This is a genomic window from Jatrophihabitans telluris (genome assembly GCF_023516435.1).
In the GTDB taxonomy this organism is placed as follows: domain Bacteria; phylum Actinomycetota; class Actinomycetes; order Mycobacteriales; family Jatrophihabitantaceae; genus Jatrophihabitans_A; species Jatrophihabitans_A telluris.
Map to the genome: position 1 here is coordinate 3,828,814 of NZ_CP097332.1, position 25,461 is coordinate 3,854,274.

The following is a 25,461-nucleotide window of genomic DNA, read 5'->3' on the forward strand; positions in this document are numbered from 1 at the left end:
GAGCCAGGTCGACGTGCCGAGTGTGGGCAGCCCCCCGTCACCACCGCGTCACCGGGTGCGTGACGGCGCGGTAACGCACCCGTGACGGCCGACCGGTCAGGGTGAGCGCCACATCTTGGCCGCGGAAGGGAAATCCTCATGCCCATCGCCCCGACGTACCCCGGTGTCTACATCGACGAATTACCCAGCGCGGTAAGGACGATCATCGGCGTGCCTACCTCGATCGCCGCCTTCGTCGGCTGGGCCGCCCGCGGACCGGACTACCCCGTCCACATCACCAGCTTCGCCGACTACGAACAGAGTTTCGGCGGACTGAACCCCAGAAGTCCGATGAGCTACGCGGTGTACCAGTTCTATCAGAACGGCGGCATGGAGGCCGAGGTCGTTCGCCTCGCCGGCGGAGGCGACACCGCCAAGGCGACGATCACCCTTCCCGCCGGTGGTGGCTCCATGGTGCTGTCCGCGGTCAGCGTCGGAACCTGGGGCAACGGCCTGCGCGCCCGCGTCGACTGGAAGACCAAGGACCCCACCGACGGCACCCTCTACAACCTCAGCGTCTTCGACCCGGCCGGTGTCCTGGAGCGCTACCTGAACGTCAGTACCGACACCGCCAACGCCCGCAGCGCCAGCAACCTGCTGTCGACCTCAAGCCTCGTGCGCCTGGAATCGGGGGGCGATGCGCGGCCCGACGAGCAACAGGACGCCGCGCCCGGGCGGGATCCGTTCGTCTCCGGCACGGCCGGTCAGCAGTTCATCCAGGGCACCGGGGGGATCGACGGCAACTCGACGCTCGCCTCGGCCGATTACCTCGGTGGCAACGGCACGAACTTCGGCCGCGACAAGCTCGGCCTCTACGCCCTGCTCAAGACCGACATCTTCAATATCCTCTGCCTGCCCGGCGCCCAGGACATGGCCGACATCCAGTCGGCCGCACTCCAACTCTGCCTGGATCGCCGTTCGATGCTGGTCGTGGACCCTCCCGCCACCTGGACCTCGGTCGCCGCCGCTCAGGGGCAGCACCCGCTGACCGGCGACTCCACCCGCAACGCGGCGCTCTACTTCCCGAACGTCATGGTGCCCGACCCATTGCAGGACGGGCGTAGCCGCGAATTCGCCCCGTGTGGCGTGCTGGCCGGGGTGTGGGCGCGCACCGACGTCCAGCGCGGGGTGTGGAAGGCGCCGGCGGGGACGGCGGCCTCGCTCAACGGTGTCACGGCCCCGAGCGTGCCGATGACCGACCTCGAGAACGGTGAGCTCAACCCGCTGGCGGTGAACTGCCTGCGCAGCTTCCCTGTGATCGGGCCGGTGTCCTGGGGCGCGCGCACCATGCGGGGTGCTGACCGGCTGGCCGACCAGTGGAAGTACCTGCCGGTTCGGCGGCTGGCGCTGTTCATCGAGGAAAGCCTGTTCCGGGGCACCCAATGGGTGGTGTTCGAACCGAACGACGAACCCCTGTGGTCCTCGATCCGGCTCAACGTGGGCGCCTTCATGAATTCCCTTTTCCGACAAGGGGCATTCCAGGGTCGCACGCCCCAGGACGCCTATCTGGTCAAGTGCGATGCCCAGAACAATCCCCAGAACGACATCGACCGCGGCATCGTCAACATCCTCGTCGGTTTCGCTCCGCTCAAACCGGCCGAGTTCGTCATCATCCACATCCAGCAGCTGGCCGGACAGATCCAGGTCTAAGGAGCGGGCACGATGCCACAAGTGAGTGTCAGGGCCAAGAGGGTCGATCCGTTCAAGAACTTCCGCTTCAAGGTGAAGTTCAGCGACAGCACCGACTACATCGCCTACGTCAGCAAGATCTCCGGTTTCAAGAGGACGACCGAGGTCATCAGGCACCGCAACGGCGGCGACCCCGCCACCAGCTACAAGCTGCCCGGACGGACGGAGTACGACCCGCTCATCCTCGAACGCGCGGTCACCGCCGACACCGTGCTGGAGCAATGGGCCAATCGCACCTGGAGTTTCCGCAACGCCGCCGGTGGTCTGGAAGCCTCCCTGCAGGACTTCCGCAGGGACCTCACCGTGGACGTGTTCGACGAGTCCGGCCAGAAGGTCCTCGCCTACCAGGTCTTCAACTGCTGGGTGTCGGAGTACCAGCCGGTCGCCGATTTCGACAGCAACGCCAATGCGATCTCGCTGCAGCACGTCAAGCTGGAGAACGAGGGCTGGGTCCGCGATCTCGACGTGGTGGCGCCCTCGGACCTACGATTCGACGACCCGGTCGGCTGATCCGTGCTGATCCTCGACGAGCGGCGCCTGCTCGGGGCCTGGGAGGCCGGCCTGTTCGCCGGCCCGGTCCAGCGCGCGCTCAGCCTGGCCTCGGCCGCCAGTGGACTGCCCTGCGGGGAACTGGCCCGCTGGCCACTGGGAAGGCTCGACAGCCTGCTGCTCGACGTGCGTAGGAACTGCTTCGGCAGCGAGCTGACCTGCGCCGTGGGCTGCCCACATTGCGGTGATCAGCTCGAACTGGTCTTCGCCGTCGAGGATCTGTACGTCCGTCCTGCTCTCTGGAGCCAGGATGAGGAGGCCGAACACCACGTGCGGCTCGGAGATCGAACGCTGCGCTGCCGGGCCGTCACCAGCGAGGACCTGCTCGCCCTGCCACCGGACCAGCCCGCCGAACTGGTGCGCAATCAGCTGGCCACCCGCTGTCTGCTCGATCCCCTGGACGACGACGGTGGACCCGGACAGTGGGCCGAGATCGAGCGCCAGCTCGCCGAACTCGATCCGCAGTCCGACCTCAGCGTGCGGCTGACCTGCGAGAGCTGCGCGCACGGTTGGGACGCCCCGTTCGACATCGGCCTGTACCTGTGGGCCGAGGTGGACGCCTACGCCCGGCGCCTGATGTACCAGGTGCATCGGCTGGCCACCGGCTACGGCTGGACCGAGGCCGACGTCCTGGCCGTCGGGCCGGCGCGGCGGGAGTTCTACCTCGAGGCGGTGCCGGCATGAGTCCACACCTGGACCGCCTGCTCGCCCGTGGACCCGCCCCGGACGACGCGGCCCTGCGCCCGCGCACGCCGTCACTGTTCGAGCCGGGGCAGCGGTTGCGCTCTCCGGGCGAGCCGGGGACGCCGTCCGTTCCCGGCGGTTGGGAGCCTCGTGCTCCGGGCGGGCCCGCGTCCGGCGACGCGACCGAGGCGGGCGACGCGACCGACGCGGGCGACGCAGCGGGCGGGGGGCCGCTGGCGGGGATGTGGTCGGTGTCCGGCACCGCCACCGGTCTTTCGTTGCACCGGGCGGCGGCCGAGCCCGGCAGCCGCGCGGATGCGGACGGGGATCGACGATCACCCCAGAACCAGTCCGGGGGGAGGTCCCGGAGCAGCGAGGCCGGTAGGCGTGCGATCGATCTCGCCGGGTCGGCGCCGGGTCGCGGGAGCAACGGCTGGCCCGACCGTCACGGCACGGACGCCTCCGCTTTCGGCGCTGTGACCGCGACGGGCCGCGGCGCGGGGATCCTGCCGAATCGACTCTCCGACGCGGGGGCCGCAGTGGTGCCCGACTTGGTGTCCGACTTGGTGTCAGACTCGGTGTCCGACGTCGTGCCCACAGCAGTGTCCGACGCGCTGGCCCGGGCGCTGCCGGCGGCGGTGTCCGGTGCGCTGGCGGCGACGGACGCAGGTGCGCGCCGACCCGGGCCGGCTGAGCGTGGCTCCGGCTCCTCGCCTCGTGGTGCGGCGCACGTGCACAGTTCCGCCCAGGCCGATCCGTCCACGGCCACCTCGACGACAGGGCTCGACCCGGGCGGGTCCGACCAGGCGGTTTCGTTCGGGACGGGATACGGCGCGCGGTCGGGCCGACTGGCGCGCCGGTCGCAACCGGCCGAACCAACCACGGTCGAGGTCACCATCGCCCGAGTGGACGTCCGCCTCGACGCGGCGGGCGTCGGCCGCCCCGGCGCCGATCCGTCCGCGCGGTCCTCGCGACCCCGGCCGCGCCAGGCCATCCGGCTGCAGGACTACCTGGCCCGGCGCGAGTCCGGCGATCACCGATGAGCGACGCCCGGGCCATCGAGGCTGTCACCGAGACCCTGCGAAACCTCATCGACGTCGGAGTCAAGGACGTGGAGGCGGGCGCCGTGGCCATCGCCCGGCCACCGGATCGGGTGGCCGACACCAACTTCGACCTGCAGGTCAACCTGTTCCTGTACCAGACGCTTCTCGATCCGACCCTGCGCAACGAACCGCCGGTGGACGCGGGAGCCGGCGAGTCCGGCGAACCCGCACTGCCGCTCGTGCTGCGGTACCTGGTCACGGCGATCTCGCGGGACGGCGACGATCTCGGGGCGCACCGGATGCTCGGCGGCGCCCTGAGCGCGCTGCACGACCATCCCGTGCTGAGCAGGGCCGACCTGGCGGCGGCGGCGCCGTACAGCAACGTGTCCCAGCAGATCGACCGGGTTCGCATCACCTGGCAGTCGCTGGAGGAGAAGGACATCTACTCGTTGTGGTCGGTGTTCCAGACCCCCTACCGGCTGTCGGCCTCCTTCGAGGCCAGGGTCGTGCTGATCGACAGCGCGCAGCCCGGCCACACGCCGCTGCCGGTGCTCCGGCGTGGCGCCCAGGACCAGGGTCCGCAGGCCCGCGCCGACACGAGCAGCGGCCTTGCTCTCATCGCCGCGGCCAGCCCGCCCAACGGCAAACCCGCGGCCGTCCTCGGCGACGCCGTGACCCTGCTCGGAGCCAACCTCGGGGGCAACCTCGCGCCCAACACGCCGACCGTGCGCCTGCGCCACCCGATGCTGAGCGCACCCGTCGATGTCACCGGCGCAGGGATCGTCGCCGCCACCGACAATGCGATCACGTTCACGGTGCCAGACCAGCCCGCCGCGGTGCCGGCCGGATCATGGTTGGTCAGCGTGCTGCCGCCGGCGCACGCCGCCCCGGTTGCCTCGGTCCCGTTGCTGATCGGCCCGCAGATCACCTCGCCGCTGCCGGTGACCATCGCCGCCGCTCCCCCGAGGGCAACCGTGACGCTCACCTGCAGTCCGCAGGTTCGGCGGGGGCAATCGGTCCTGCTGTTGTTGGGCGATCGCGCCTTCGCTGCCGAACCCGTCACCGTTACCACCTCCACCGTCAGCTTCCGGATCGATGCGCTGGCGGCCGGGGAGTACCGGATGCGGCTGCGGGTGGACGGAGTCGACTCGCCCTTGGTCGACCTGTCCAGCCACCCGCCCGTGTTCGACCCCGCCTACCTGATGACGGTGACCTGATGCCTCGGACGTTCACCGATCACGACGCGTGGCAGATCGCCAACGCCGACTTCCTGGCCGCGTCGGTCGCCTGGCTGCGCGAACGGATCCGGACGGCGACCGAGCCCTCGCTCGCGGAGCCGCCCCCGGCGCCGGCCGGCGGCGAGCCGACCCTCATGCCCGCGGGTGACTCCGCTCTCGCCCAGGCCCTTCGCGCGCGCCAGGGGACAGCGATGCCGGACGGCCCGACAACCGGCGCGAGCACCGACACCGGCGATCGCCTGACGCGGGCGGCACTGGCGGTCGCCGCCGCCGAGGACATCCTGCCCGAGCCGACCCTGGTCAGCGTGGCCAGCACGTTCGGGCTGTCGCGCTTCGAGCGGGACACCCTGCTGCTGTGCGCCGCAGCCGAACTCGATCCCAGCTTCGGCTCCGTCGTCGCGCAGGCGCACGGCGACAGCGCCCAGCGGCAACCCACCTTCGCCCTCGCTCTGGCGTGCCTGCCTGAGCCCGCCTGGTCGGCTCTGGCACCGTCCCAGGGCCTGCGCTACTGGCAACTCGTGGACGTCGTACGCGGCGCGGGGTTGCCGTTGATGACCAGTCCGCTACAGGCCGAGGAGCGCATCGTCACCGTGCTGCGCGGGCTCAACTACCTCGACGCCCGGTTCGCCCCCCTGACCACACGCATCGAGGCGGACCTCGACCAGCCACTGCCGCCGTCGCAGGCCGACACCGTCGAGGAGATCAATGCGCACTGGCAACGCGCTTCGGGACACACCCCGGCGATCCAGCTGACCGGCCCGGCAGCGGCGAGCAAACAACTGCTGGCCGCTCACGCCGCGGCCGGGTGCGGGCTGCTCAGTTACCGGATGCCGATCTCGGCGCTGCCCACGGACGCCGCGGAACTGGATGCCCTGGCGCGGCTGTGGCAGCGGGAGTCGATGCTGCTGCCGGTCGCCTTGTACCTCGACGCCGAGGACTCCGATGCCGAGGACCCGAACCGGGCCGGCACGATACGAGCCTTCCTGCAGCGCGTCCAAGCGCCGGTCCTGGTGGCCGTGCGGGAGAGCTGGCCCGAATTGGCGACCGGGTCGGTGACCATCGCGGTCGCGCCGCCGACGGTGTCCGAGCGGGCCGAGGCCTGGCGGGCCGCCCTTCCGGCAGACACCGACGACGCGCGGATCGAAGCGCTGGCCGTGCAGTTTCCGATGGACGCCACCGTCGTGCACGAGCTCGCCGCCGACGCCGGCGCCGACGTCACGCGGGTGTGGGCGCGCTGCCGCGAACGCAGCCGGCCGCGATTGGACTCGCTGGCCAAGCGCCTGGACCCGACGGTCAGCTGGAGCGATCTGGTGCTGCCGGCTCCGCAACTGGCCCAGCTGCACGAGCTGGCCGATCAGGTCAGCAATCGCAAGACGGTCTATGAGGATTGGGGATTCGGTCGTCGCTCCAGCCGGGGGCTCGGCGTCACGGCACTGTTCTCCGGTGCCGCCGGTGTGGGCAAGACCCTGGGCGCCGAGGTGCTGGCGCAGCAGCTTCAGCTCGACCTCTACCGGATCGATCTGTCCGCTGTCGTGAGCAAGTACATCGGTGAAACCGAGAAGAACCTTCGGCGGCTGTTCGATGCGGCCGAAGGCGGCGGCGTGATCCTCTTCTTCGACGAGGCGGACGCGCTGTTCGGAAAGCGCAGCGACGTCAAGGACGCCCACGACCGTTACGCCAACACCCAGACCAACTATCTGCTGCAGCGTATGGAGGACTACGGCGGCCTGTGCATCCTGGCCACGAACCTGCGTCGCTCGCTCGACGCCGCCTTCGTTCGCCGGATCAGGTTCATCGTCGAATTCCCCTTTCCAGAACAGGCGGAACGCCGCGCCATCTGGGCGACGATGCTCCCTCCGCAGACGCCGCACGACGAGCTGGACCTCGATCGACTGGCCGAGCTGCGCCTGACCGGGGGGATGGCGCGAAACATCGCCGTCAACGCGGCCTTCCTCGCCGCCGCCGAGCACACCGGCATATCGATGCCGACGCTGATGGCCGCGGCCCGCTCGGAGTTCCGCAAACTCGAAGTGCCGTTGCGCGAGTCGGACTTCCAACTCGAGGGGAAGTGACGACATGCGGTATCGCGTCCACATCGACCGTCTGGTGCTGACGGGTCTGCCCCTGTCCGAACGGGACGCACTCACCGTGGGCCGAGCGGTCGAGGCGGAACTCGGCCGGCTCTTGCGTGGCGCCGCTTCGCCCACACCGGCGCCGACGATGCCGTGGGCCGGCGACATCGCGCGTTCGATCCACCGCTCCGTCGACCGGGCGGTGAACCGTGGCCGCTGAACTGGTCCAGCTGCCGTTGCCCCGCCGCGACGTCCGGCCGATGAGCCGCCCGTCCGGGCGCACCCTCGACCCGTGGGTCCGGGCCTTGTTCGAGCCTCGTTTCGGCCAGGATTTCGGCCGGGTGCGCGTCCACCAGGACGCCGCGGCGGCCGAGCTGACCCGGGCCGGGCAGGCCCACGCGGTCACCAGCGGCGACGACATCGCCTTCGCGCCGGACAGTTATCGGCCCACGTCGGCCCAGGGCCTGGTGCGGATGGGCCATGAGCTCGCGCACGTAGTGCAGTTCCGGCGCGGACGGCCCGACGTGCTCGGTGAAACCCGGGCCCACGAGGCGGCGCGCACAATCGCTTCGGGCGGTCTGGTCGGTAGCCACCAGCTCGGTGGGCCGCCCCGAGGGATGGCTCGCGACCCCCTGGCACCGACACCGTCGCCGTTCGCGGTCGGGGAGCTGGAATTCGTGCTGGGCCGGTTCAACTCCTTCACCGCCGGATCGAGCGAGCTCAGTGCCGCCGACGCGACGTCGGCGGACTCATTGGCCGGCCACCTCAAGGCGATGCTGGCCGCGGACCCGACGACCCGCTTCATCGTCCGCGGCCGCTCGGTCGCGGTGGAGAACCGGCCGGATCTGTCCTCCGAACGCGCCCGTGCCGTCATGGCGGCACTGGTGGCGGCCGGGATCCCCCGTACTGCGCTGTCGACCGAGACCACGCTGAGCGGGCCCGGACGAGACGAGGTCGACGTCCGGGTCGCGCCGCCACGCAGCACCGTCGCCGACCTGGCACCCGGTGTGCCACCTCCTGCCGCCCGCAAAGGGAGTGCCTCGGACGCGGCCAATGCGGTCCTGAAGGTTCCCGCCATCGCCGGGCTGAAAGACCGGGCCGAAGCCGAGGCGAAACGACAGCTCGGCCGGACGACGACCGAGGACAAGGTGGCCATCGGTGTCGGCACGGCCGGCTTCCTGGGCGTCGGCACCGCCGCCCTGGTGCTCTCAGCTGAGCTGCGCAACCTGGCCCTGAGCCAACTCGACGGGGTCACGATTCCGTTGGCACCGCTCGCGGATCTGCATTTCCAGGTGCCCGTACCCGGGACCAACGTGCGCCTGGGGCTGGACATGCGTGCGCTCGGGCCGATCCCGAACGACATCCTGCGCTCCCTGTCGATCAAGTTGCAGACCCAGGCGCCGCAATTACCGGGTGCGCCGTCGGCCGGCGGAGCGGCGTCCACCGCACCATCGCTCGGCGTGATCTTCCAACTGGACCTGACCTCGCTGCCCAAGATCGGGAAGGCACTGAAGTGACGCACTTCCCCGAGGCGGCGACCCCCGCGCGCGGCGGCTTCGTCCTGCTCGATCCGGTGACGGGGCGCCCCGTGCGGACGCTGGCCTTCCAGTTCAACCCCGACACCCTGACCCGAACCCTGCAACCTCAGGGCGCGGGCGAGGAACCCGGTGACCGACTGGAGGTGCTACGGCTGAAAGGGCCTCCCCACGAAACCCTGAGGTTCGAGGCCGAGTTCGACGCGACCGAACAACTGGCCGATCCCACCAGGCATCCGCGCGAAGCCGGCAACGGCCTGGGTCCGGCCCTGGCCGCGCTGGAGCTCAGCCTCTACCCCAGCGTGGCCGCGCTGACGAGCGAGGATCAGCTCGCCGACCGCGGCATGATCGAGATCGCCCCGCTCGAGTCGGCCCTTCTCGTCCTCGTCCTCGGTTCCAAGCGGGTTCTGCCGGTACGGCTGACCGAGCTCAGCATCACCGAGGAGGCCTTCGACTCGGCCCTGGACCCGATTCGGGCCAAGCTGAGCATCGGCGTGCGAGTGCTGACCGTGCACGACGTCGGCTTCGGGCACAAGGCCGGCCAGTTATATCTGCAGTACCACCGGCAGAAGGATCGCTGGGCCGCGCTGATCACCGACTCCGCGGCCTCGCTGGGGGTCGCCTCGATCTAGGCGATCTCGCTGGCTAGTCATCACCAGGAAGGGGACCACGACGTGTTCAGCTACACCAGCCGATACGGCGGGCTGCCGAGCAAGACCTACCGGCTCCCCGACGGCCGGGTGATCGTCTACGTCGCGCAGCGGGTGGTTCCCAAGCCCGAGAGCCTGGCCGAGATCGGTCGGCACCGGGTTCGTCCCGGCGAGCACCTGGATCTGATCGCGGCGACCGAACTCGGCGATCCGGAGCTGGCGTGGCAGCTCGCCGACGCGAACCGGGCCATGGACCCGGCCGAGCTGACCGAGGTCGTCGGACGGCTGCTCCGGGTGACCCTGCCGGCGGGTCTGCCCGGGCCGGCCCCCTCCTCCGGAGCCGGCAATGGCTAGCCCCCTGCAGCTCATGCTGTTGGTCGGCAGCGTGGTGACCGTACCGGCTCCCCGGGTCCTCATGGACGCGCTGCAGTCGGTCCAGGTCACGACCGCCGCCGGACAGCGCAGCGGCTTCCAGTTGAGTTTCGCGGTGAGCAAGAAGTCGCTCATCAACCGGGTTCTGCTGCCATCGGGCTTGCTCGACCCGCCGGCGCGGATCATCGTCGTCGCGCTCGTCGGCGGGCTGCCCCAGGTGCTGATGGACGGCGTCATCACCCGCCATGACCTGTCCCCGTCCGACACACCCGCGCAGTCCAGCCTGACGGTCACCGGGGAGGACCTGACGGTCCTGATGGACATGGCCGACGTCCGCGAATGCTATCCGGCGATGCCGCTGAACCTTCGGGTCCTGCGAATCCTGCTGAAGTACGCCCAGTACGGAATCATTCCCGCCCCGGTCCCGCCGGTGATCTTCAGCGTCAAGACCCCGCTGCAGGAGATCCCGATCCAGTCCGGTACCGACCTGGACTACATCAAGGCGCTGGCCACCGAGGCCGGTTACAGCTTCTACCTGATTCCAGGACCGGTTCCGGGGATCAGCACGGCCTATTGGGGACCGGAGATCAGGGCTGGCCTGCTGCAGCCGGCCCTGACCATCGACACCGATTCGTCCACCGACATCGAGTCGATCTCCTTCAGCTTCGACGGCCTGTCGCGGACGCAGTACACCATCGGGATCACTGAGCCCACCACGAAACTGTCCTTCAGCGTGCCGATTCCCGACGTGTCGCTGCTACGGCCACCGCTGGCCGCCCGGCCGGCCGTGACCTTGCGGCAGAAGCCCCTGCCGAATCAGGCCGGACGCGAGGTCACCGACATCCTGCTCACCGGTCTGGGCAAGACGGCCCAGTCCAGCGATGCCGTAACGGCACAGGGCAAACTCGACGTGCTCCGCTACGGACACGTCCTCAACGCCCGCAGCCTGGTCGGGGTTCGAGGTGCCGGCCTGGCCTACGACGGCATGTGGTACGTCAACAGCGTCACCCACGATCTCAAGCGCGGCGAGTACAAGCAGAGCTTCACCCTGAGCCGGGACGGCTTCGTCTCCTTCACCGATCGGGTGCTGACATGACGGCCGAGGCGAAGAAGTTTCCGGGCCTGTACAAGGGCGTCGTGGTGTCGAACATCGACCCGCTCGACGGGAACCGGCTGCTGGTCCGGGTCGAGGACGTGCTCGGTTCCGATCCGTGCATCTGGGCGAGTCCACAAGCGGCACTGGCCGGCATGCACGTCGTGCCGATGGTCTCGGCCGGGGTCTGGATCCAGTTCCAGGACGACGACATCGACCGGGCGGTGTGGACGGGCTTCTGGCGCGGCGGCACGATCGACGCGCCGCCGGTGGCCAAGACCGTGCCGCCGGGTGTGCCGCAGGTCGTGCTCGGCACGCCGACCAAGAACTACCTGTTGATCACCGATGCCCCCGGTCCCACTGGGGGAATCCAGATCCAGCTGCACGGGCCGGCGGGTCCGTACATCAAGATCAGCGAGGCCGGCATCGAACTGTCCTGCGGCCCCGGCCTGGCCACCATCACCATGACCGGGACCGCGGTCGACATCAACCACGGCGGGCTCACCGTCCTGAAATGAGGTGTGGAGAATGCCGGGCTTCGCCATGACCCGCGCGGTCATCATGACCTGCCCGCACGGCGGTACGGTCAGCGCCGCTCCGTCACCACCGCGGGTCCTGATCAACGGTGCGCCGGCCGCGACCGTGTCCGACGTGTGGACGGTCGCCGGCTGCGGCTTCAACACCCCGTGCGTGACGGTGAGCTGGCTCAACGTCTCGACGCGGGTCAGTGTGGGTGGTCAGTTCGCCATCGCGCAGAGCCCGCCGAGCGGTCCGGGCAACGGTGTGTGTGCTCCCACGCCCGCACCGCCGGTCGTCCTCACCCTGCAGCCACGGGTGGTGGTGTCATGACCGTCAGCTATATCGATTTCCCCTTCGCGGTTGGTCCGGGCGGTCGCACCGCGAGCACCGACTACGCCGAACACGTTCGGGACCTGATCGAACAGTTGCTCTTCACCACGCCCGGCGAACGGGTCAACCGGCCGGACTTCGGCTGCGGTCTCGCGGACCTGGTCTTCGAGCCGAACAGTCCCGAGCTGGCCAGCGTCCTGCAGGTCAGCATCGCGGCGGCGATCCAGCGGTGGCTGGGTGACCTGGTCACCGTCGAGGACGTCAGCGTCGCGGCACAGGAGTCGACGCTGACGGTGGCCGTGTCGTACGTGCTGGTGGTAACGGGGGAATCGGTGACGAGCACGCTCACCAGCGGGAGGCCACGGTGACCGGCAGCCTGGCGACGAGCGGGATCGGCGGCGGGGCCGGCCGACCGGGACGCGGCGCCCACCGTGCGGCGGAGGCGCGGCGCGCGGGACTCAACGGCATCGACGGAATCGGGGTCAGCGCCGACGGCCTCCGCTTGACCGTGCTGCTGTTCGGCCCCGTTCCCACGAACCTCACGACGGGTGAGGTCACCGTCTCCGGTGGCCGGCGCATCACGGACCTGCGGGTAACCGGGATCGACGTCCAGCCCGACGATCCCGACCGCGGCGGTCGGTTCACCGTGCAGCTGGATCGCAGTGGTGACCGTTCCCCGTACACGCTGGCGATCGGGCAACGGGGTTCGACCTATCCCGGCTTCGACCCGCCGTTCGCATCCATCGAATTCAGCTTCGCCAACTGCCCGTCCTTCACCGACTGCGACAGCTGCGGCTGCGGTGGCGGTGGCGGTGGCGACTCCACCGACGGCTGCGCCCGTGACAGTTGCGGTGACAGCCGCGGTGACCGTGCCGATCCCGGCCCCGCGATCGAGATCGACTACCTGGCCAAGGACTACGCCAGCTTCCGGCAGTTGCTGCTGGAACGGCTCAGCCTGACGATGCCGACCTGGACCGAACGACACGTACCGGACGTCGGGATCGCGCTGGTCGAGTTGTTCGCCTACGTGGGTGACCGGTTGAGCTACCAGCAGGACGCCGCGGCCACCGAGGCCTACCTGGACACCGCACGGCTGCGGACGTCGGTGCGCAGGCACGCCCGCCTGGTCGACTACCGGATGCACGACGGGTGCAACGCCCGGGCCTGGGTCTGCGTCGAGGTGAGCGAGCAGATCACTTTGCCGGCAGGGGATTTCCGGTTCGCGGCCATCCCGCTGGCCGCCGGCGCGGGCAGTTCCTCGGCCGCTGTCCAGGACCAGGACCTCGACGGGCTCGGGCCTTCGGTGCCCGTTTTCGAGCCGCTCACCACCGCCGAGCTGACTCTCTATCCCGCGCATACCGGGATTGCCCTGTGGGCGTGGGGCGAACCGGAATGGTGTCTGCCGGCCGGCTCGTGCTCGGCCGCCCTCGTCGACACGGCAGAACATGGTCTGCAGCTGGCCGCCGGAGACGTCCTGGTGCTGCGCGAACAGCGGGATCCGGTGACCGGCAACCCCGCCGACGCCGATCGCACCCACTGCCAGGCGGTGCGGCTCACCCGGGTCGACCGGCGCACCGATGAGCTCTACCAGCAGCCGCTGGTGCAGGTGCACTGGGCCGATGATGACGCTCTCGGCTTCGACCTCTGCGTGACGGCTCGCGGTGGCCCCGAATGCGAGCAGCTCCAGGTCGGGATCGCCGACGCCAACACGGTACTGGTCGACCACGGCCGGACGAGCACCTGGAATCACCGGCCGTCACTGCCGGTTGGCCGACCCCCGTCACGCACGGGTACTCCCGGCTGCCCGCCTCAGGGCTGCTGGGGTTGCCCGTTGGACTGCGGCGCCGCGGGCAACCCGGTGCCAGGGCCCCCGTACCCCCCGGAGCGTGCACGTCTGCGCTACCGGCTGCCCAGCGCCGGGACGACCCAGGCCGCCGCCTTCCCCGTCGAGGCCGTGGTAGCCCGTGGTCAGGCCGCGCTACTGCGCTCGATCCCCCTGCGGGCCAGGGCGAACGTGGTCGCGATCCTCGAGCGGATCAGCGGTGGGGAGGGTCTCACCGACGACGATCGCGCCTACCTGCAGACCCTGTTCGGTGCCCAGGCCCTGCGCCGGGCCGGACTCGCGGACAACCCCGTCGAGGCTCTCACCGACCTGTCCGGGCGATTGGCCGAACTGCTCGACCCGAAACGCCAACGGCTGGCTCAGCTGGCCGACTACGCCCGGGCCGGATACCTGCTCAAGGCCGAGGACGAGGTGTGGGAGATCGCCCAGGCCTGGGGCGCGGATGCTGCCGCAGACCTGCTGCCCTCGAATCCGGCGCTGTTCGGTCCGGCGTCCGCGGCGTTGCTCACCGACCCGAGGCAAGCGCTGCCCGCCGTGACGCTCACCGACCCGGACGGGTCCGCCGACTGGCAGCCCCGCCACGACCTGCTCGAATCCGGGCCGCGCGACCGGGACTTCGTCGGTGAGACCGACGACGAGGACCGCTTGAGCCTGCGCTTCGGGGACGGGGCGAACGGTGCTGCCTTCCCCGACGGGCGGGTTCTGCAACTGGGCTTTCGGCTGGGCAACGGTGCCGCCGGCAACATCGCGGCGGGCTCGATCAACCACATCGTCCTGTCCGCCACGCGCACGGACGCGATCCGGGCGGTGAGCAATCCCCTTGCTGCCCAGGGCGGAACCGATCCGGAAAGCAAGGAGTCGGTGCTGGCCCGCGCTCCGTTGCAGGCACGACGCCGACTGGTACGAGCGGTCACCGCCGCCGACTACGCCGCATTGGCCGCTCCCGAGACGGATTCCTCGCCGAGGACGACCGCTGAGATCGAAGCCGTGGTGCAGCGGGCCGCCGCGGAGCTGCGCTGGACGGGCAGCCATTACCTCGCCCGCGTCGGGGTGGACCAGCTCGGACAGGAACGCGCATCGAGCGAACTGCTGCACGATGTCGCGGCTCGGCTGAACCGTTACCGCAAGATCGGCCACGAGGTGACCGTCCAGACAGCGCGGCTGGTCCCGGTCGATCTGGCCGTGCGGGTGAGCGTCCGTCCGGACTACCTCACCGGCTCGGTCCGGCGTGCCGTCGCCGACGCGCTCGGTGCCCGAACTCTGCCGGGCGGCCGCACGGGCCTGTTCCATCCCGACAACCTGACGTTCGGGTCACCGGTCCGGCTCAGCCGGATCGTCGCCTGTGTCGCGGCCGTCCCCGGTGTCGCGCACGTCGAGGTCACCCGGTTGCAGCGGCTGTTCGGTCCACCCGGGACCGCGCTGGCCGACGGCGTGCTGGTCATGAGCCCGTTGGAGGTACCGCAGCTGGACGGCGATCAGGACGAGCCCGAGAACGGTCGTCTGGTCCTGGACCTGGTCGGTGGCCGATGACCGGCTGCCGGTGCGAGGGTGCCTGCTGTTGCGGGCTGCGTCCGCACACCCCGGAGAGCACCGTCAACCGACCAGGACTGCCGAGCGTGTCCCGGCGGGTCGGTCGCTACCCCACCTTCGCCGCGTCGCTGCGGGCCCGGCTGTCGATCGCGCCCGCACTGAGCAGGCTGACCGACCGGGATGCCGGCGACCCTGCGCTGGCGCTGCTGGACGCCTGGGCCGTGCTGGGTGACGTCCTGACGTTCTACCAGGAACGCATCGCCAACGAGGGATATCTCGGCACCGCCACCGACTCCAAGTCCCTGACGGAGCTGGGCCGTCTCGTCGGACACCAGAACCGGCCGGCCCTGGCGGCCAGCACCTACCTGGCCTACACCCTGGATCCCGGTTCGGTCACGGTCATCCCGGCCGGCAGCCAGGCCAAGAGCGTCCCCGCGTCCGGACAGCTACCCCAGACCTTCGAGACCTCCGAGCCGCTGGCCGCCCGCGAGGAGTGGAACCAGCTGGCCGTGCGCACGCATCAACCCGCCGCGTTCACCGCCGACCAGGTCGACCGGCAACTGACCCGGCTGACGCTCACGGGGACCGCGGCCGTCCTGCGTCCCGGTGACCGGTTGCTGTTCCTCTTCGGTGCGAGCGGGGATCCGGTGATCCGGACCGTGGCCGCGTCCACCCCTGACTTCGCCGCCGGGTCGACCCGACTGGACCTCGTCCCGCTGCCCTCGATGGTCCAGGACCCGTTGGCCAACGCATCATCGCGCACGGCCGAGGCGGCCAAACTGGCGAGCGCAAACGCCCCCAAGGCCGCGCTCATGTCGGCGCTGCGGGACACCCTCGCGCAAGTGTCCGCGCTGCCCACCGTCACCGAAGCCACCGCGGCCCAACTGTCCCTCGACGTCGTCACCGCGCTCGCCCAGCGGCTGGCCGAGCAACGGCATCTCGCGCAGCGGCAGGCCGGGATCGGCGGGCAGAACTGGCTCAGCGACTACGTCGACCAGGTGCTGACCGAGCTGGCCGGTCTGAGCACGGCCGCGAATGCGGTCCTGCGCGAGGTGGACCCGGCGGTGGCGGCCGCCCGGCAAGCGGCGGTCGCCCTGTTGTGCCCGCCGGATGAATCGGGAGCGGGGATCGGCCACCGGCCGGACCACAACTGCGATCAGGGAAGCGGGCTGGCCGCGTTGATGCCGATCCTGCCCGCGCTGCGCACGCCACCGTCGGTACCGCCGCGGTCCGCGCTCGATCTGGCCGCAGATCCGGGGCAGCGCTTCGCGCCGGATTCCGACGCGCTGGTCCGGCTCATCGCGGCGGCGGACCCGCTACTGGCGGGCCTGCTGTATCCGGCCTGGTCGACCGAGGCCCTGACCCCGCCCTCGCCGCTGGCCTCCCTGCTGGTGCTGCGGATCAAGGCCCGGCCGTTCCTGTCGCATTCCGACGACGGCGGCGCGGTTCTGAATCTGGTGCCGGCCGGTGGCGGAGCCGGGGCAGCCGGAGCGGCAGCGGCGGCGCTGCAATTGGACGCTGTGTACGACGGGATCGCAGCCGGCAGCTGGATCGTCGTGGAGACAAACTCGGTCGCCGGCGGTCCCGTCGAAGCCCACGCACGCCGGGTGCTGGACGTGGCCCAGCAAGTCGTGGCCCAAGTCGTCGGCCCGGCTGGAAACACCGCCAACGTCGACGTGGCCGTCACCGTCCTGACCATCGACCAGGCGCTGCCCGCCGCGGCAGAACTGAATCGGACGACGGTGTACGCCCAGGGCGAGTCGTTGGTGGCACAGGGCGAGGCGATCACCGACGACGTGGCGGGCGCGAGCATCGAGCTGGCCCGCGCCTACGACGGGCTGGGCCCCGGCCGCCGCATCGTCGTCACCGGTGAACGCACCGACGTCCCGCTGGTGACCGGCCTGATCGCGAGCGAGGTGGTGATGATCGGCGGCGTCCGCCAGGACGTCGATCCCGACCAGCCGGCGGGTCGGATCACGAGCACGGTGGAACTGATCAACCCGCTGGCCTACCGCTACCGTCGCGCCACGGTGGTCCTGGCCGGCAATGTCGTACCGGCGACGCAAGGGGAAAGTCGGTCGGAGGTGCTGGGCAGCGGAGACGCCGCGGTGCCCGGTTCGTCCTTCCCGCTGCGTCAGGTCTCGGCCGATCGTCCTCTGACCGCGGTAGCCTCCGACGACCCGGACGGAGCCAGCGCGGCACTCACGGTCCGCGTCAACGGGGTGCAATGGCACGAGACCGACGGGCTGGCGTTCTCCGGCGCCGTCGATCACGATTACGCCCTGCGAACGGACTCCGAAACCGCGCGCGTGGTCTTCGGTGACGGCGTGCACGGCGCCCGCCCTCCCAGCGGCGTGGAGAACATCACGGCGCAGTACCGGATCGGGGCCGGGGCCTCGGGGAATCTGCCGCCCGGGCAGATCAGCCAGCTGGGCACTCGGGCGCTCGGGGTCAATGGCGTGGGCAACCCGGTGCCGGCCTCCGGCGGTACCCGCGCCGACGGGCCGCAGGATGCCCGGCGGGTGATCCCGCTGCGGTCGCTGGCCTTGGATCGATTGGTTTCGGTGCAGGACTACGCCGACTTCACGCAAGCCCGCACCGGGTTCGCCAAGGCGGCCGCGGCCCGGCTCTACGACGGGCAGCGCGAGCTCGTGCAGGTCACGGTGGCCGCGGTGGACGACGCCCCGCTGGAGCCGTCCTCGCTGACGTTCATCGAACTCGAGCGGTCCCTGCGTGAGTTCGGCGAGCCGCACTACCCGGTTCGGGTCGACGTCCGCGAACTCATCCGCCTCATCCTGTCGGCGGGCGTGAAGGTGGCGCCGGACTATTCCTGGGACCTCGTCGAGCCGGTGGTGCGCCAGGCTCTGCTGGAGGCCTTCGGATTCGATCGGCAGCAGCTGGGTGAGCCGGCCAATCTGAGCACGGCGCTCGCCGCGGCGAGCGCCGTCGACGGTGTCGACTACATCGACGTGGACGTCTTCGCCGGAGTGCCGGCCCTGTCCGGGCCGCTGGACCTGCTGAGTCTGGGCGCCGGCCTGACCGCAGGCTCGCCGCAACCGAATCCGTGCGTCCCCGCGGCGCCCGCCCGCTACGACGAGGACCGTTACCGGGTGGTCGACGGCGACACGCTCTCCGGCGTCGCCGACCGTTTCGGGCTGGGGCTGGCCGAACTGCTCGAGCTCAACCGGGCGCTGGACAGCAACGATCTCGTCGTCGGCCAGGAACTCGTGGTGTTCCGCGGGATCCGTCCGGCGCAACTGGTCGTGCTCTGCGCCGAGCTCGAGGACACCTTGCTGCTCAGGAGGATCCCGTGAGCTACGACCCCGACGGCCTGCTGCACTTGCTGCCGCGCCTCTACCAGCGCCGCGACGTCGAAGCCGGCGGCGCCTTGCAGGCACTGTTGGAGGTGGTCGCCGAACAGGTCGAGATCGTCGACGCCGACATCGCCCAGCTCTACGACGACTGGTTCATCGAAACCTGCCAGCCGTGGGTCATCCCTTATCTGGGCGAGCTGATCGGCTATCGGTCACTGCCCGGCTCGGAGCAGGCGCTGGCCTCACCGAGCGCCGAGGCCGCACTGCTGGCCAATGTCGTGGCCCCGCGCCGCGATGTCGCCAACACCGTGCGCAACCGCAGGCGCCGGGCAACCCTGGCGGTGCTGGAAGACCTCGCCGCCGACGTGGCCCGCTGGCCGGCCCGCTCGGTGGAATTCCTGCGTCTGCTGGAGGAAACCGTGCCGGTGCGGCTGGAGCCGGCAGCCCACTCGCCGACCGCCCGCGCCGCGCGGCCGCGCACGGCTGATCTTCGACGCGGCGAACAGCTCGATCGCGTCGACGGCCCGTTCGACGAACTCGCGCACACCGTGGCCGTCTCCCGATTGACTTCGCACCGGCGCCGTCGCGAGTTCAACCTGCCCGAGGTCGGATTGTTCCTCTGGCGCCTGCAGCCGTACTCCATCACCCGGGCTCCGGCGTACTGCGTCGACCGGGACCGCGCGCATTTCACCCTCAGCCTGCTGGGCAATGACGTCCCGTTGATCACCGCGCCCCGGCACGAGCCGGCTCCGGACCACATCGCGGACGAGACCAACGTGCCGGCCTTCATCAGGCGCCGCGCCTTCCACGATTTCCTCGCCCAGTACTACGGTCCGCACCGCAGCCTGGCCCTCTGGCTCGACGACGAGCTCGTCGACCTGAGCCGGATCGTCCCGGCCGACCTGTCCGGCTGGCGCTACCACCCGAGCGGCGATCAGGTCGCCGTCGATCCGGTACGCGGCCGGATCGCCCTGCCGGTCAGGACTTCGCCGGACGTCGGTGTCTGGGTCAGCTATCACTACGGCCTGTCGGATGACCTCGGCGGCGGCGAGTACGAGCGGCCACTCACCGACGCGGCCGCCGACGTGGCGCTGTACCGCGTCGGGCCACACCAGCCCTTCGAGCTGATCACCGACGCCGTGCGGAGCTGGCAGCAGGACAAGGCCGCCGACCCCACCAAGCGGCACGCGGTCATCGAGATCACCGACTCCGGCGCCTACCAGGAGCGGATCCGGATCGAACTCGACCACGGCGACGTACTCACCGTCCGCGCGGCTCAGCGTCGCAGGCCCGTCCTGCGCATGCTCGACTGGTACGGCAACCGGCCCGATGCGCTGACGGTGGTGGGGACGGGCAACGGGAACGGGCCGGAGCCGCAGCTGATCCTCGACGGGCTGCTCGTCGGTGGCCGCGGCGTCCGGGTTCGCGGGGACCTGTGCCGATTGGTGGTGCGGCACAGCACCTTCGTCCCGGGCTGGTCGCTGGACTCCGACTGCTGCGCCGAGCATGAAGAGGAGCCGAGCCTGGAGCTGTTCGACAGCTCGGTGTGCGTGCAGATCGAGCACAGCATTCTGGGCAGCATCCTGGTGAACAGCGGTGAGCGCGGGCGTGCGCCGGCCACGATCTACCTGTCCGACAGCGTGCTCGACGCGACCCGAACCGATCTCGACGCACTCGGTGGCCCGGAATGTACAAGTGCCTACGCGGCGTTCAACGCCCGCCGCAGCACGATCATCGGCGTGGTGCGGGCACACTCCAGCGACCTGCTGGACAACAGCATCCTCGACGGCGAGGTCGTCATCGAAGGCCGCCAGGACGGCTGCGTCCGGTTCTGCTGGCTGCCCCCGGATTCGCAGACCCCGCCGCGGTTCCACTGCGAGCCGGAGTTGTCCGGTGAGCCGGAGCGGGTCCGGCCCGTCTTCACCGACACCCGATACGGCACGCCGGGATACCTGCAGCTGGATGCCGCGCACTGCCCGCGGGAGATCAGCCGGGGCGCCGATGACGCCTCCGAGATGGGCGTGTTCCACGACCTGTTCCAGCCCCAGCGGACGGATGCGCTCCAGACGCGGGTGGCCGAATACATCCCTGCCGGCGGCGACGCCGGTCTCATCTTCGTGACTTGAGGAGCAGGCCATGCAAGGAGACTTCTCGCGCGTCCACTACGAGGCGAGCAAACATTTCGCGGCCGTCCTGGCCCAGCAGGGCAGGGTGAGCCTGGACTCCGACCAGAACGAGAACACCCTTATCCTGCTGCACTATCTGCGCACCGTCGTGGCCGACCTGGTCGGCCCGTGCGCGCGCCCGGCGGGGTCGAACGCCGGTTTCGCGGTCACCACCACGACCACCGCAGCCGGCGATCCAGACCTGGCGCTGTCGCGCGGACGGATGTACGTCGGCGGCCTGCTCGTCGAGAACGACCTGCCCGAGCTGACCTACTGGACTCAGCCCCAGGCTTACCTTGATCCCGACCTGGCCGCGGATGCCCTTGCCCAGGCGCCGTATCTGGTCTACCTCAGGGTGTGGGAGCGGCTGGTCACCGCGCTGCAGGACGACCAGGTGCGTGAGGTGGCCCTCGGCGATCTGGCCCCCGACACCTCGGCCCGGCGGCAGGTCGTCTGGCAGGTTGCGACCGCCAGCGCCGACGTACCGGCCGACGGCAGCGCCGCGACCGCCGACGGCCTCGGCTGGCTGGCCCAGAACCTGGGCCGGCAGCCGTTGGACGTGCCCCTGCTGCGCGCGCAGGCGATCCGCCCGGCCGCGTCGGACGACCATCCCTGCGACCTGTCGCCGGACGCGCGATACCGCGGCCCGGAGAATCAGCTCTACCGGGTGGAGATCCACCGCGGCGGAGTGGCCTACGACCCCGGCGCGCCCGCGGGGCAACTCGATCAGGCGGGTGGGCAGGGCAACGTCGGAGCCGGGGCCGGGGTCGGGGTCGGGGTCGCGACCTTCAGCTTCTCGCGTGAGAACGCCTCGGTGGTCTTCGCGATCGATTCGGTGGCCGGGGCCAGCGTTACGTTGGCCGACCTGGGCCGCGACCGCAAGCTCGCGCTGGACGTCGGCGACTGGGTGGAGCTGCTCGACGACCGGTACAGCCTGCGTCTTCCCGTCGATCCTCCGTTACCGCTGCACCGAGTCGTCGCGATCGACTACCCGGGCCGGACCGTGACCCTGGACCAGGAGCCGGTCAGTCTGGACGCAAGCGCGCTGCCCGGCACCGAACCGCAGCTGCATCCGTTCCTGCGTCGCTGGGACCATCCCCGGACGACCACGACGGATTCGGTCGGTGAGATAACGGTTTCCGACGACGGCGCCCTGCCGGTCGTCGAGGGGCACTGGATCGACCTCGAGGACGGCGTGCAGGTCATGTTCGTGGCCGGAACGCAGAAGGATCAGCGCCTGTACCGGCGCGGTGACTACTGGTGGATCCCGGCCCGCACCATTCCGGGCGACGTGCTCTGGCCGAGGGATGAACTGGGGCCGGTCAGCCGACCCCCGGACGGCGTGAGCTACCACTACGCCCCGTTGGCGTGGGTGGCCGCCGACGGGACCGTCACGCCCGCCGGTGACGAGATCCCCACCCCGAACCCGGACCTCACGCCCGCCGAGTTCTCCAACGCTGCCTTCCGCGACGCCGCGATCGGTGCCACCGCGGCGCCTCGACCGGCCGCTCCGGCCAAGGCCGGCCCCGCCCAGGGACGCGCGCGCAGGAGTCCGGCGCGCAAGCAGCCGCGGTGACCCTTCCCGCTCCGCTGTCGGTGCGAACACCCGCGCAGCGCGTGGGCGGATCGGCTCGCCGCCGTCCGGTGACCGCCTCGATCGGCGCGCCCGGATACCTCCCCGCGCTGGTCCGTCGCACGGTGGCCGAGCCCGGCCGAGGACTGGCCGAACCCGTCCGGGCTGAGCTGGAGCCCTTGTTCGACCGGGACTTCTCCCACGTGCAAGTGCATAGTGGGCCCTCGGCTGAGCGCTCGTGCGAGCTGCTGCGGGCCCGGGCCTACACCGTCGGCAGTCATGTCGTGCTGCCCGGCAGCGCCGACTCCTCCGGCAGCGCCCGATCCGGGCCGGGACAGCGGCTGCTCGCCCACGAGATCGCGCACGTCCTGCAGCAGGAACACCGTTCGCACAGCGGGCCCATCGGGGCGTTCGCCGGCGCTCCGGCACAGGCCGCCGAGTACGAGGCGGAGCGAGCGGCCGCGACGGTTGCGGCCGGACGTCGGGTAGATCCGGTGCGCGAACGAGGAATCGGGCCGGCCCGAGCGCCGCGGTCCTTGGAACTGAGCCTGAACCCGGCCACGCTGAGCCACACCGAACTGGAAGCCGAGATCAACGAGATCGAGTCGTACCTGAGCGCGCACCCGGTGAGCAGCGCCGACAACGATCACCTGATCGAGGAGCAGTCGCGGTTGCGCGCGGAGCTGAAGCAGCGAAACAAGCAGGAATCGTCCGGCCGGACAACGCGAAAACGGTCGAGCGCACCGGTGGCCGGCGCGTCGGTGGTCCCGCGCTCGCTGACGGAGTCACTGCTCGTCGACGACACCATGCCCGAGCTCGAGCTGCTGCGCGAGATCAATGCCATCCATGACTTCCTGCGGGTCGGCGCCCGCAAGGCCGACCGGCTGATGCTCACCGAGGCCCTGTCCAAGCTGGAGGCCGAGAAGGGCCGGCGAGACCAGCAAGCCGCGGTCAAGGAGCGAGCCGAGAAGATCCAGCAGGCCTTCGCTCCCCGCGGCGGCGAGTCCGAGGGCGATGCCCTGATCACGGTGATGCGAACGGTGGACGGAATCAGGCCCTCGCAGTCCTCACCCGGCAACTTCGTCATCGTCCGGGACGGGCAGGTACTGCTGATCACGGCGGAGGAACACAGCCGCATCCGGGCGGGCGCGGTCAAGAGCATGCAGGACGGCCTGGTGAAGATCGCGCGACGCGCCGACGATGCCGAAGCGCAGTACGCCGCTCAGCACCAGATCAATTCCGACCAGTACATCGTCTCCGGCGCCGTCCATCTCTTCGGCGGCATCAAGGACCCGGGCGAGGCGGTCACCCAGGACGTGCGAACCGCGCGGATCAACGCCAAGACGGCCCGGGTGTTCATCGATCGCGGCGAGCTCGCGCGGGCCGCGGAGTTCTTCAGCACCAGCGAGCGTTACGCCGGTGCGGCCAAGCAACTGTCCAGCGCCTACGTCCGCGACCTGATCTCCACGGCCGAGACAACGGTGACCGTCCTGGAGGTGACGCGTGACGTCGCCTTCGCCGCGACCTTGGCCATCGGCGCGGTGGTGGCCGCACCGATCGTGGCGGGCGGGGTGCTGGCCACTGGCGCGACGGGACTGACGGCCACCGCCCTGACCATCGGGGGTACCGGCCTGGTCGTGGGCACCGGCGGTGCCGTGCTGCGAGGCGGGACCGCGGCCGCGGGCGTCGGGCTGGCCGGCGGTACGGCGGGACAGGCGTGGCAGGCCGGCAAGTCCGAAGGCTGGCGGGGATTCAAGGAAGGCGTCGTGTCCGGGGTGGGCGGAGCCGCCGGGCGTGCGGCCGGGACCGCGCTGAAGGTCGGGCAGAGCACGAGCCGTGTCGTGAACGTGGCGCGGGCAGCGGTGGCCGAAGGGGTCGGAAACGCCGCCGGCGGGGCGACGTCGTCCGCGCTCGAGGGCAAGGGCGCCGGTGAGATCGGCACATCGGCCCTGACCAGTTTCGCCGTCGGGACGGTGACCTCCCCGCTGGGCCAGGCCGCAGGGTCGATCAAGGGACCCGTCGGCGGTGCGCTGGCCCGGACGGCCACGGCCGCGACCATCACGGGCGGCGTGACCTACGCCCAGACCGGTGACCGCGACCTGGCCATCCGGTCGGGCGGTTTGGCTGCCGCGAACGCCCTGATCCTCAGTGTTCCCACTTCGGCACGACCAGCCGACACCCACAGCACGTTCGGCGAACTCGGCGCTGAACTGCGCGCTGAGGTCCCCGAAGGCCAAGGTCCGGTGCTGGGCCAGAAGCTGGGCTCGCTCGATCCCGCCGGCGCCTCGGGGGCCTCGGGGGCCTCGGGAGGCGCGGGGGGATCGCCCGCGCCCGGTGGTCCGTCGCCGGCGGCGGGTTCGCCGGCGGCGGCGGTTGCCGCCCGGTACCGGCGCACTCCCGCCCAGCGGATTCAGGACGAGGCCCCGATGGCCGCGGCCCGGCTGCAGGAAGGTCTGGATTCGCTGGCTGATCTGCCCGATCTGCAGAACGCCGTCGCCGCATCGAACCGCCGTTACGGCGGGCAGGCACAGTTGCGGGACCTGGCCGCCGACTCCCCGTCCGAGCTACGGGACATGTGGGGCCGCTGGCAGGCGAACCGGGCCGCGGCCCTCGCCGCGAACAAGCAGCCGACGTCGTTCGAGGACTACGTGGGCAAGGTGCAGTCCTCGCAGTACCGGGGGCGCCACGGCGAGCTGACCGATGCCTTCACCCGCGGCTCGCACGAGATTCTCGTTGCCGCGCCGGGCGGAGTGAACGAGAGCGGGATCGACTCGGTCAGCTATGCCCCCGCGTCCGGGCGGATCAAGGTGCTCGACAACAAGGCCCTCAAGACCGGCTCCTCCGTCTCGAAGGTCACCGCCTTGCAGCAGAACCTGCCCTCGCAGGGTCCCGTCGGGGCACGGACCAAGGTCGGCAACCTCGCCGAGGTGATCGGCCAGGTGCAGGCAGTGGCCGCCCAACCGGGCGTGCCGCCGGAGATCGGCCAGATCGTGCTGCCGCGGTTGCGAGCGGCCGAGGCGGCCATCGACAGCCACGTCGCCCAATGGCAGCAGGCCAATCCGGGTGCGGCGTTGGACGACCGCGCGCTGCAGGCCGACATCGGCCGCATCCTGGACCAGCACGGCATCGACCGGGTGGTGACGACCGCCGGCGGCGGCTCGAACGTCAGGATCAGCCGCGAGCTCGGAACCAATCAGGGCTTCAGCCAGGAATGATCGTGCTC

General features: G+C 70.6%; 19 protein-coding genes and 1 pseudogene. All 20 read left to right on the forward strand.

All coding sequences use genetic code 11. The annotated features are described in order from the left end of the window. The first annotated feature begins 138 nt into the window (after positions 1-138). The 20 genes and pseudogenes from M6D93_RS17675 (at position 139) to M6D93_RS17765 (ending at position 25,453) form a co-directional block, all read left to right on the forward strand. Positions 139-1,689 carry a phage tail sheath C-terminal domain-containing protein gene (locus tag M6D93_RS17675; protein ID WP_249771276.1) on the forward strand — a complete coding sequence of 517 codons (1,551 nt, stop codon included), beginning with the start codon at positions 139-141 and terminating at the stop codon, positions 1,687-1,689. 12 nt (positions 1,690-1,701) lie between these two features. Further along, complete coding sequence (locus tag M6D93_RS17680; protein ID WP_249771278.1) at positions 1,702-2,238, forward strand: phage tail protein; 537 nt, start codon at positions 1,702-1,704, stop codon at positions 2,236-2,238. Between the two features lie 3 nt (positions 2,239-2,241). Continuing rightward, entirely contained in the window at positions 2,242-2,961 is a 720-nt protein-coding gene (locus tag M6D93_RS17685) for a hypothetical protein (RefSeq protein WP_249771280.1), read from the forward strand. Then, a complete protein-coding gene (locus M6D93_RS17690) occupies positions 2,958-4,004 on the forward strand; it encodes a hypothetical protein (protein WP_249771282.1) in 1,047 nt (348 codons plus the stop codon). The genes M6D93_RS17685 and M6D93_RS17690 overlap by 4 nt, the downstream gene beginning before the upstream one ends. Continuing rightward, a complete protein-coding gene (locus tag M6D93_RS17695; protein ID WP_249771284.1) occupies positions 4,001-5,221 on the forward strand; it encodes a Pvc16 family protein in 1,221 nt (406 codons plus the stop codon). Before M6D93_RS17690 ends, M6D93_RS17695 begins: the two co-directional genes overlap by 4 nt. Positions 5,222-5,433: 212 nt before the next feature. After that, a pseudogene (locus M6D93_RS19675) lies at positions 5,434-5,814 on the forward strand (ATP-binding protein); the annotation flags it as partial. A 327-nt stretch (positions 5,815-6,141) separates the two neighbouring features. Beyond that, entirely contained in the window at positions 6,142-7,314 is a 1,173-nt protein-coding gene (locus M6D93_RS19680) for an ATP-binding protein (RefSeq protein WP_488230382.1), read from the forward strand. Between the two features lie 4 nt (positions 7,315-7,318). Further along, the gene (locus M6D93_RS17705; protein WP_249771288.1) at positions 7,319-7,534 is read left to right on the forward strand and encodes a hypothetical protein; all 216 of its coding nucleotides are present in this window, start codon (positions 7,319-7,321) and stop codon (positions 7,532-7,534) included. Further along, entirely contained in the window at positions 7,524-8,831 is a 1,308-nt protein-coding gene (locus tag M6D93_RS17710) for an eCIS core domain-containing protein (protein ID WP_249771290.1), read from the forward strand. Before M6D93_RS17705 ends, M6D93_RS17710 begins: the two co-directional genes overlap by 11 nt. Further along, positions 8,828-9,481, forward strand: a complete 654-nt coding sequence (locus tag M6D93_RS17715; RefSeq protein ID WP_249771292.1) for a hypothetical protein — start codon at positions 8,828-8,830, stop codon at positions 9,479-9,481. Before M6D93_RS17710 ends, M6D93_RS17715 begins: the two co-directional genes overlap by 4 nt. 42 nt (positions 9,482-9,523) lie before the next feature. Next, entirely contained in the window at positions 9,524-9,853 is a 330-nt protein-coding gene (locus M6D93_RS17720) for a LysM peptidoglycan-binding domain-containing protein (protein ID WP_249771294.1), read from the forward strand. Further along, entirely contained in the window at positions 9,846-10,967 is a 1,122-nt protein-coding gene (locus tag M6D93_RS17725) for a hypothetical protein (RefSeq protein WP_249771296.1), read from the forward strand. Before M6D93_RS17720 ends, M6D93_RS17725 begins: the two co-directional genes overlap by 8 nt. Beyond that, positions 10,964-11,482 (forward strand): phage baseplate assembly protein V, encoded by a 519-nt coding sequence (locus M6D93_RS17730; RefSeq protein WP_249771298.1) that lies wholly within the window; start codon positions 10,964-10,966, stop codon positions 11,480-11,482. Before M6D93_RS17725 ends, M6D93_RS17730 begins: the two co-directional genes overlap by 4 nt. Before the next feature lie 10 nt (positions 11,483-11,492). Beyond that, on the forward strand, positions 11,493-11,813 hold the full coding sequence (locus M6D93_RS17735; protein ID WP_249771300.1) for a hypothetical protein: 321 nt from the start codon (positions 11,493-11,495) through the stop codon (positions 11,811-11,813). Further along, positions 11,810-12,181, forward strand: coding sequence for a GPW/gp25 family protein (locus M6D93_RS17740; RefSeq protein ID WP_249771302.1), 372 nt, complete (start codon positions 11,810-11,812; stop codon positions 12,179-12,181). Before M6D93_RS17735 ends, M6D93_RS17740 begins: the two co-directional genes overlap by 4 nt. Continuing rightward, positions 12,178-15,186, forward strand: coding sequence for a putative baseplate assembly protein (locus M6D93_RS17745; RefSeq protein ID WP_249771304.1), 3,009 nt, complete (start codon positions 12,178-12,180; stop codon positions 15,184-15,186). Before M6D93_RS17740 ends, M6D93_RS17745 begins: the two co-directional genes overlap by 4 nt. A gap of 86 nt (positions 15,187-15,272) precedes the next feature. Continuing rightward, positions 15,273-18,500, forward strand: coding sequence for a putative baseplate assembly protein (locus M6D93_RS17750; RefSeq protein WP_249771306.1), 3,228 nt, complete (start codon positions 15,273-15,275; stop codon positions 18,498-18,500). Continuing rightward, positions 18,497-20,626: a hypothetical protein gene (locus M6D93_RS17755; RefSeq protein ID WP_249771308.1), complete on the forward strand. Its 2,130-nt coding sequence runs from the start codon at positions 18,497-18,499 to the stop codon at positions 20,624-20,626. The genes M6D93_RS17750 and M6D93_RS17755 overlap by 4 nt, the downstream gene beginning before the upstream one ends. Before the next feature lie 10 nt (positions 20,627-20,636). Next, on the forward strand, positions 20,637-22,241 hold the full coding sequence (locus tag M6D93_RS17760) for a DUF6519 domain-containing protein (protein ID WP_249771310.1): 1,605 nt from the start codon (positions 20,637-20,639) through the stop codon (positions 22,239-22,241). After that, positions 22,238-25,453, forward strand: a complete 3,216-nt coding sequence (locus tag M6D93_RS17765) for an eCIS core domain-containing protein (protein WP_249771312.1) — start codon at positions 22,238-22,240, stop codon at positions 25,451-25,453. The genes M6D93_RS17760 and M6D93_RS17765 overlap by 4 nt, the downstream gene beginning before the upstream one ends. Positions 25,454-25,461 lie beyond the last annotated feature (8 nt).

Bases quoted from the DNA above. Each gene is read 5' to 3' on its own strand.
- M6D93_RS17705 (WP_249771288.1), top strand. From the start codon at position 7,319: ATGCGGTATCGCGTCCACATCGACCGTCTGGTGCTGACGGGTCTGCCC.
- M6D93_RS17680 (WP_249771278.1), top strand. From the start codon at position 1,702: ATGCCACAAGTGAGTGTCAGGGCCAAGAGGGTCGATCCGTTCAAGAAC.
- M6D93_RS17740 (WP_249771302.1), top strand. From the start codon at position 11,810: ATGACCGTCAGCTATATCGATTTCCCCTTCGCGGTTGGTCCGGGCGGT.
- M6D93_RS17760 (WP_249771310.1), top strand. From the start codon at position 20,637: ATGCAAGGAGACTTCTCGCGCGTCCACTACGAGGCGAGCAAACATTTC.
- M6D93_RS17730 (WP_249771298.1), top strand. From the start codon at position 10,964: ATGACGGCCGAGGCGAAGAAGTTTCCGGGCCTGTACAAGGGCGTCGTG.
- M6D93_RS17690 (WP_249771282.1), top strand. From the start codon at position 2,958: ATGAGTCCACACCTGGACCGCCTGCTCGCCCGTGGACCCGCCCCGGAC.
- M6D93_RS19680 (WP_488230382.1), top strand. From the start codon at position 6,142: ATGCTGCTGCCGGTCGCCTTGTACCTCGACGCCGAGGACTCCGATGCC.
- M6D93_RS17675 (WP_249771276.1), top strand. From the start codon at position 139: ATGCCCATCGCCCCGACGTACCCCGGTGTCTACATCGACGAATTACCC.
- M6D93_RS17725 (WP_249771296.1), top strand. From the start codon at position 9,846: ATGGCTAGCCCCCTGCAGCTCATGCTGTTGGTCGGCAGCGTGGTGACC.
- M6D93_RS17695 (WP_249771284.1), top strand. From the start codon at position 4,001: ATGAGCGACGCCCGGGCCATCGAGGCTGTCACCGAGACCCTGCGAAAC.
- M6D93_RS17735 (WP_249771300.1), top strand. From the start codon at position 11,493: ATGCCGGGCTTCGCCATGACCCGCGCGGTCATCATGACCTGCCCGCAC.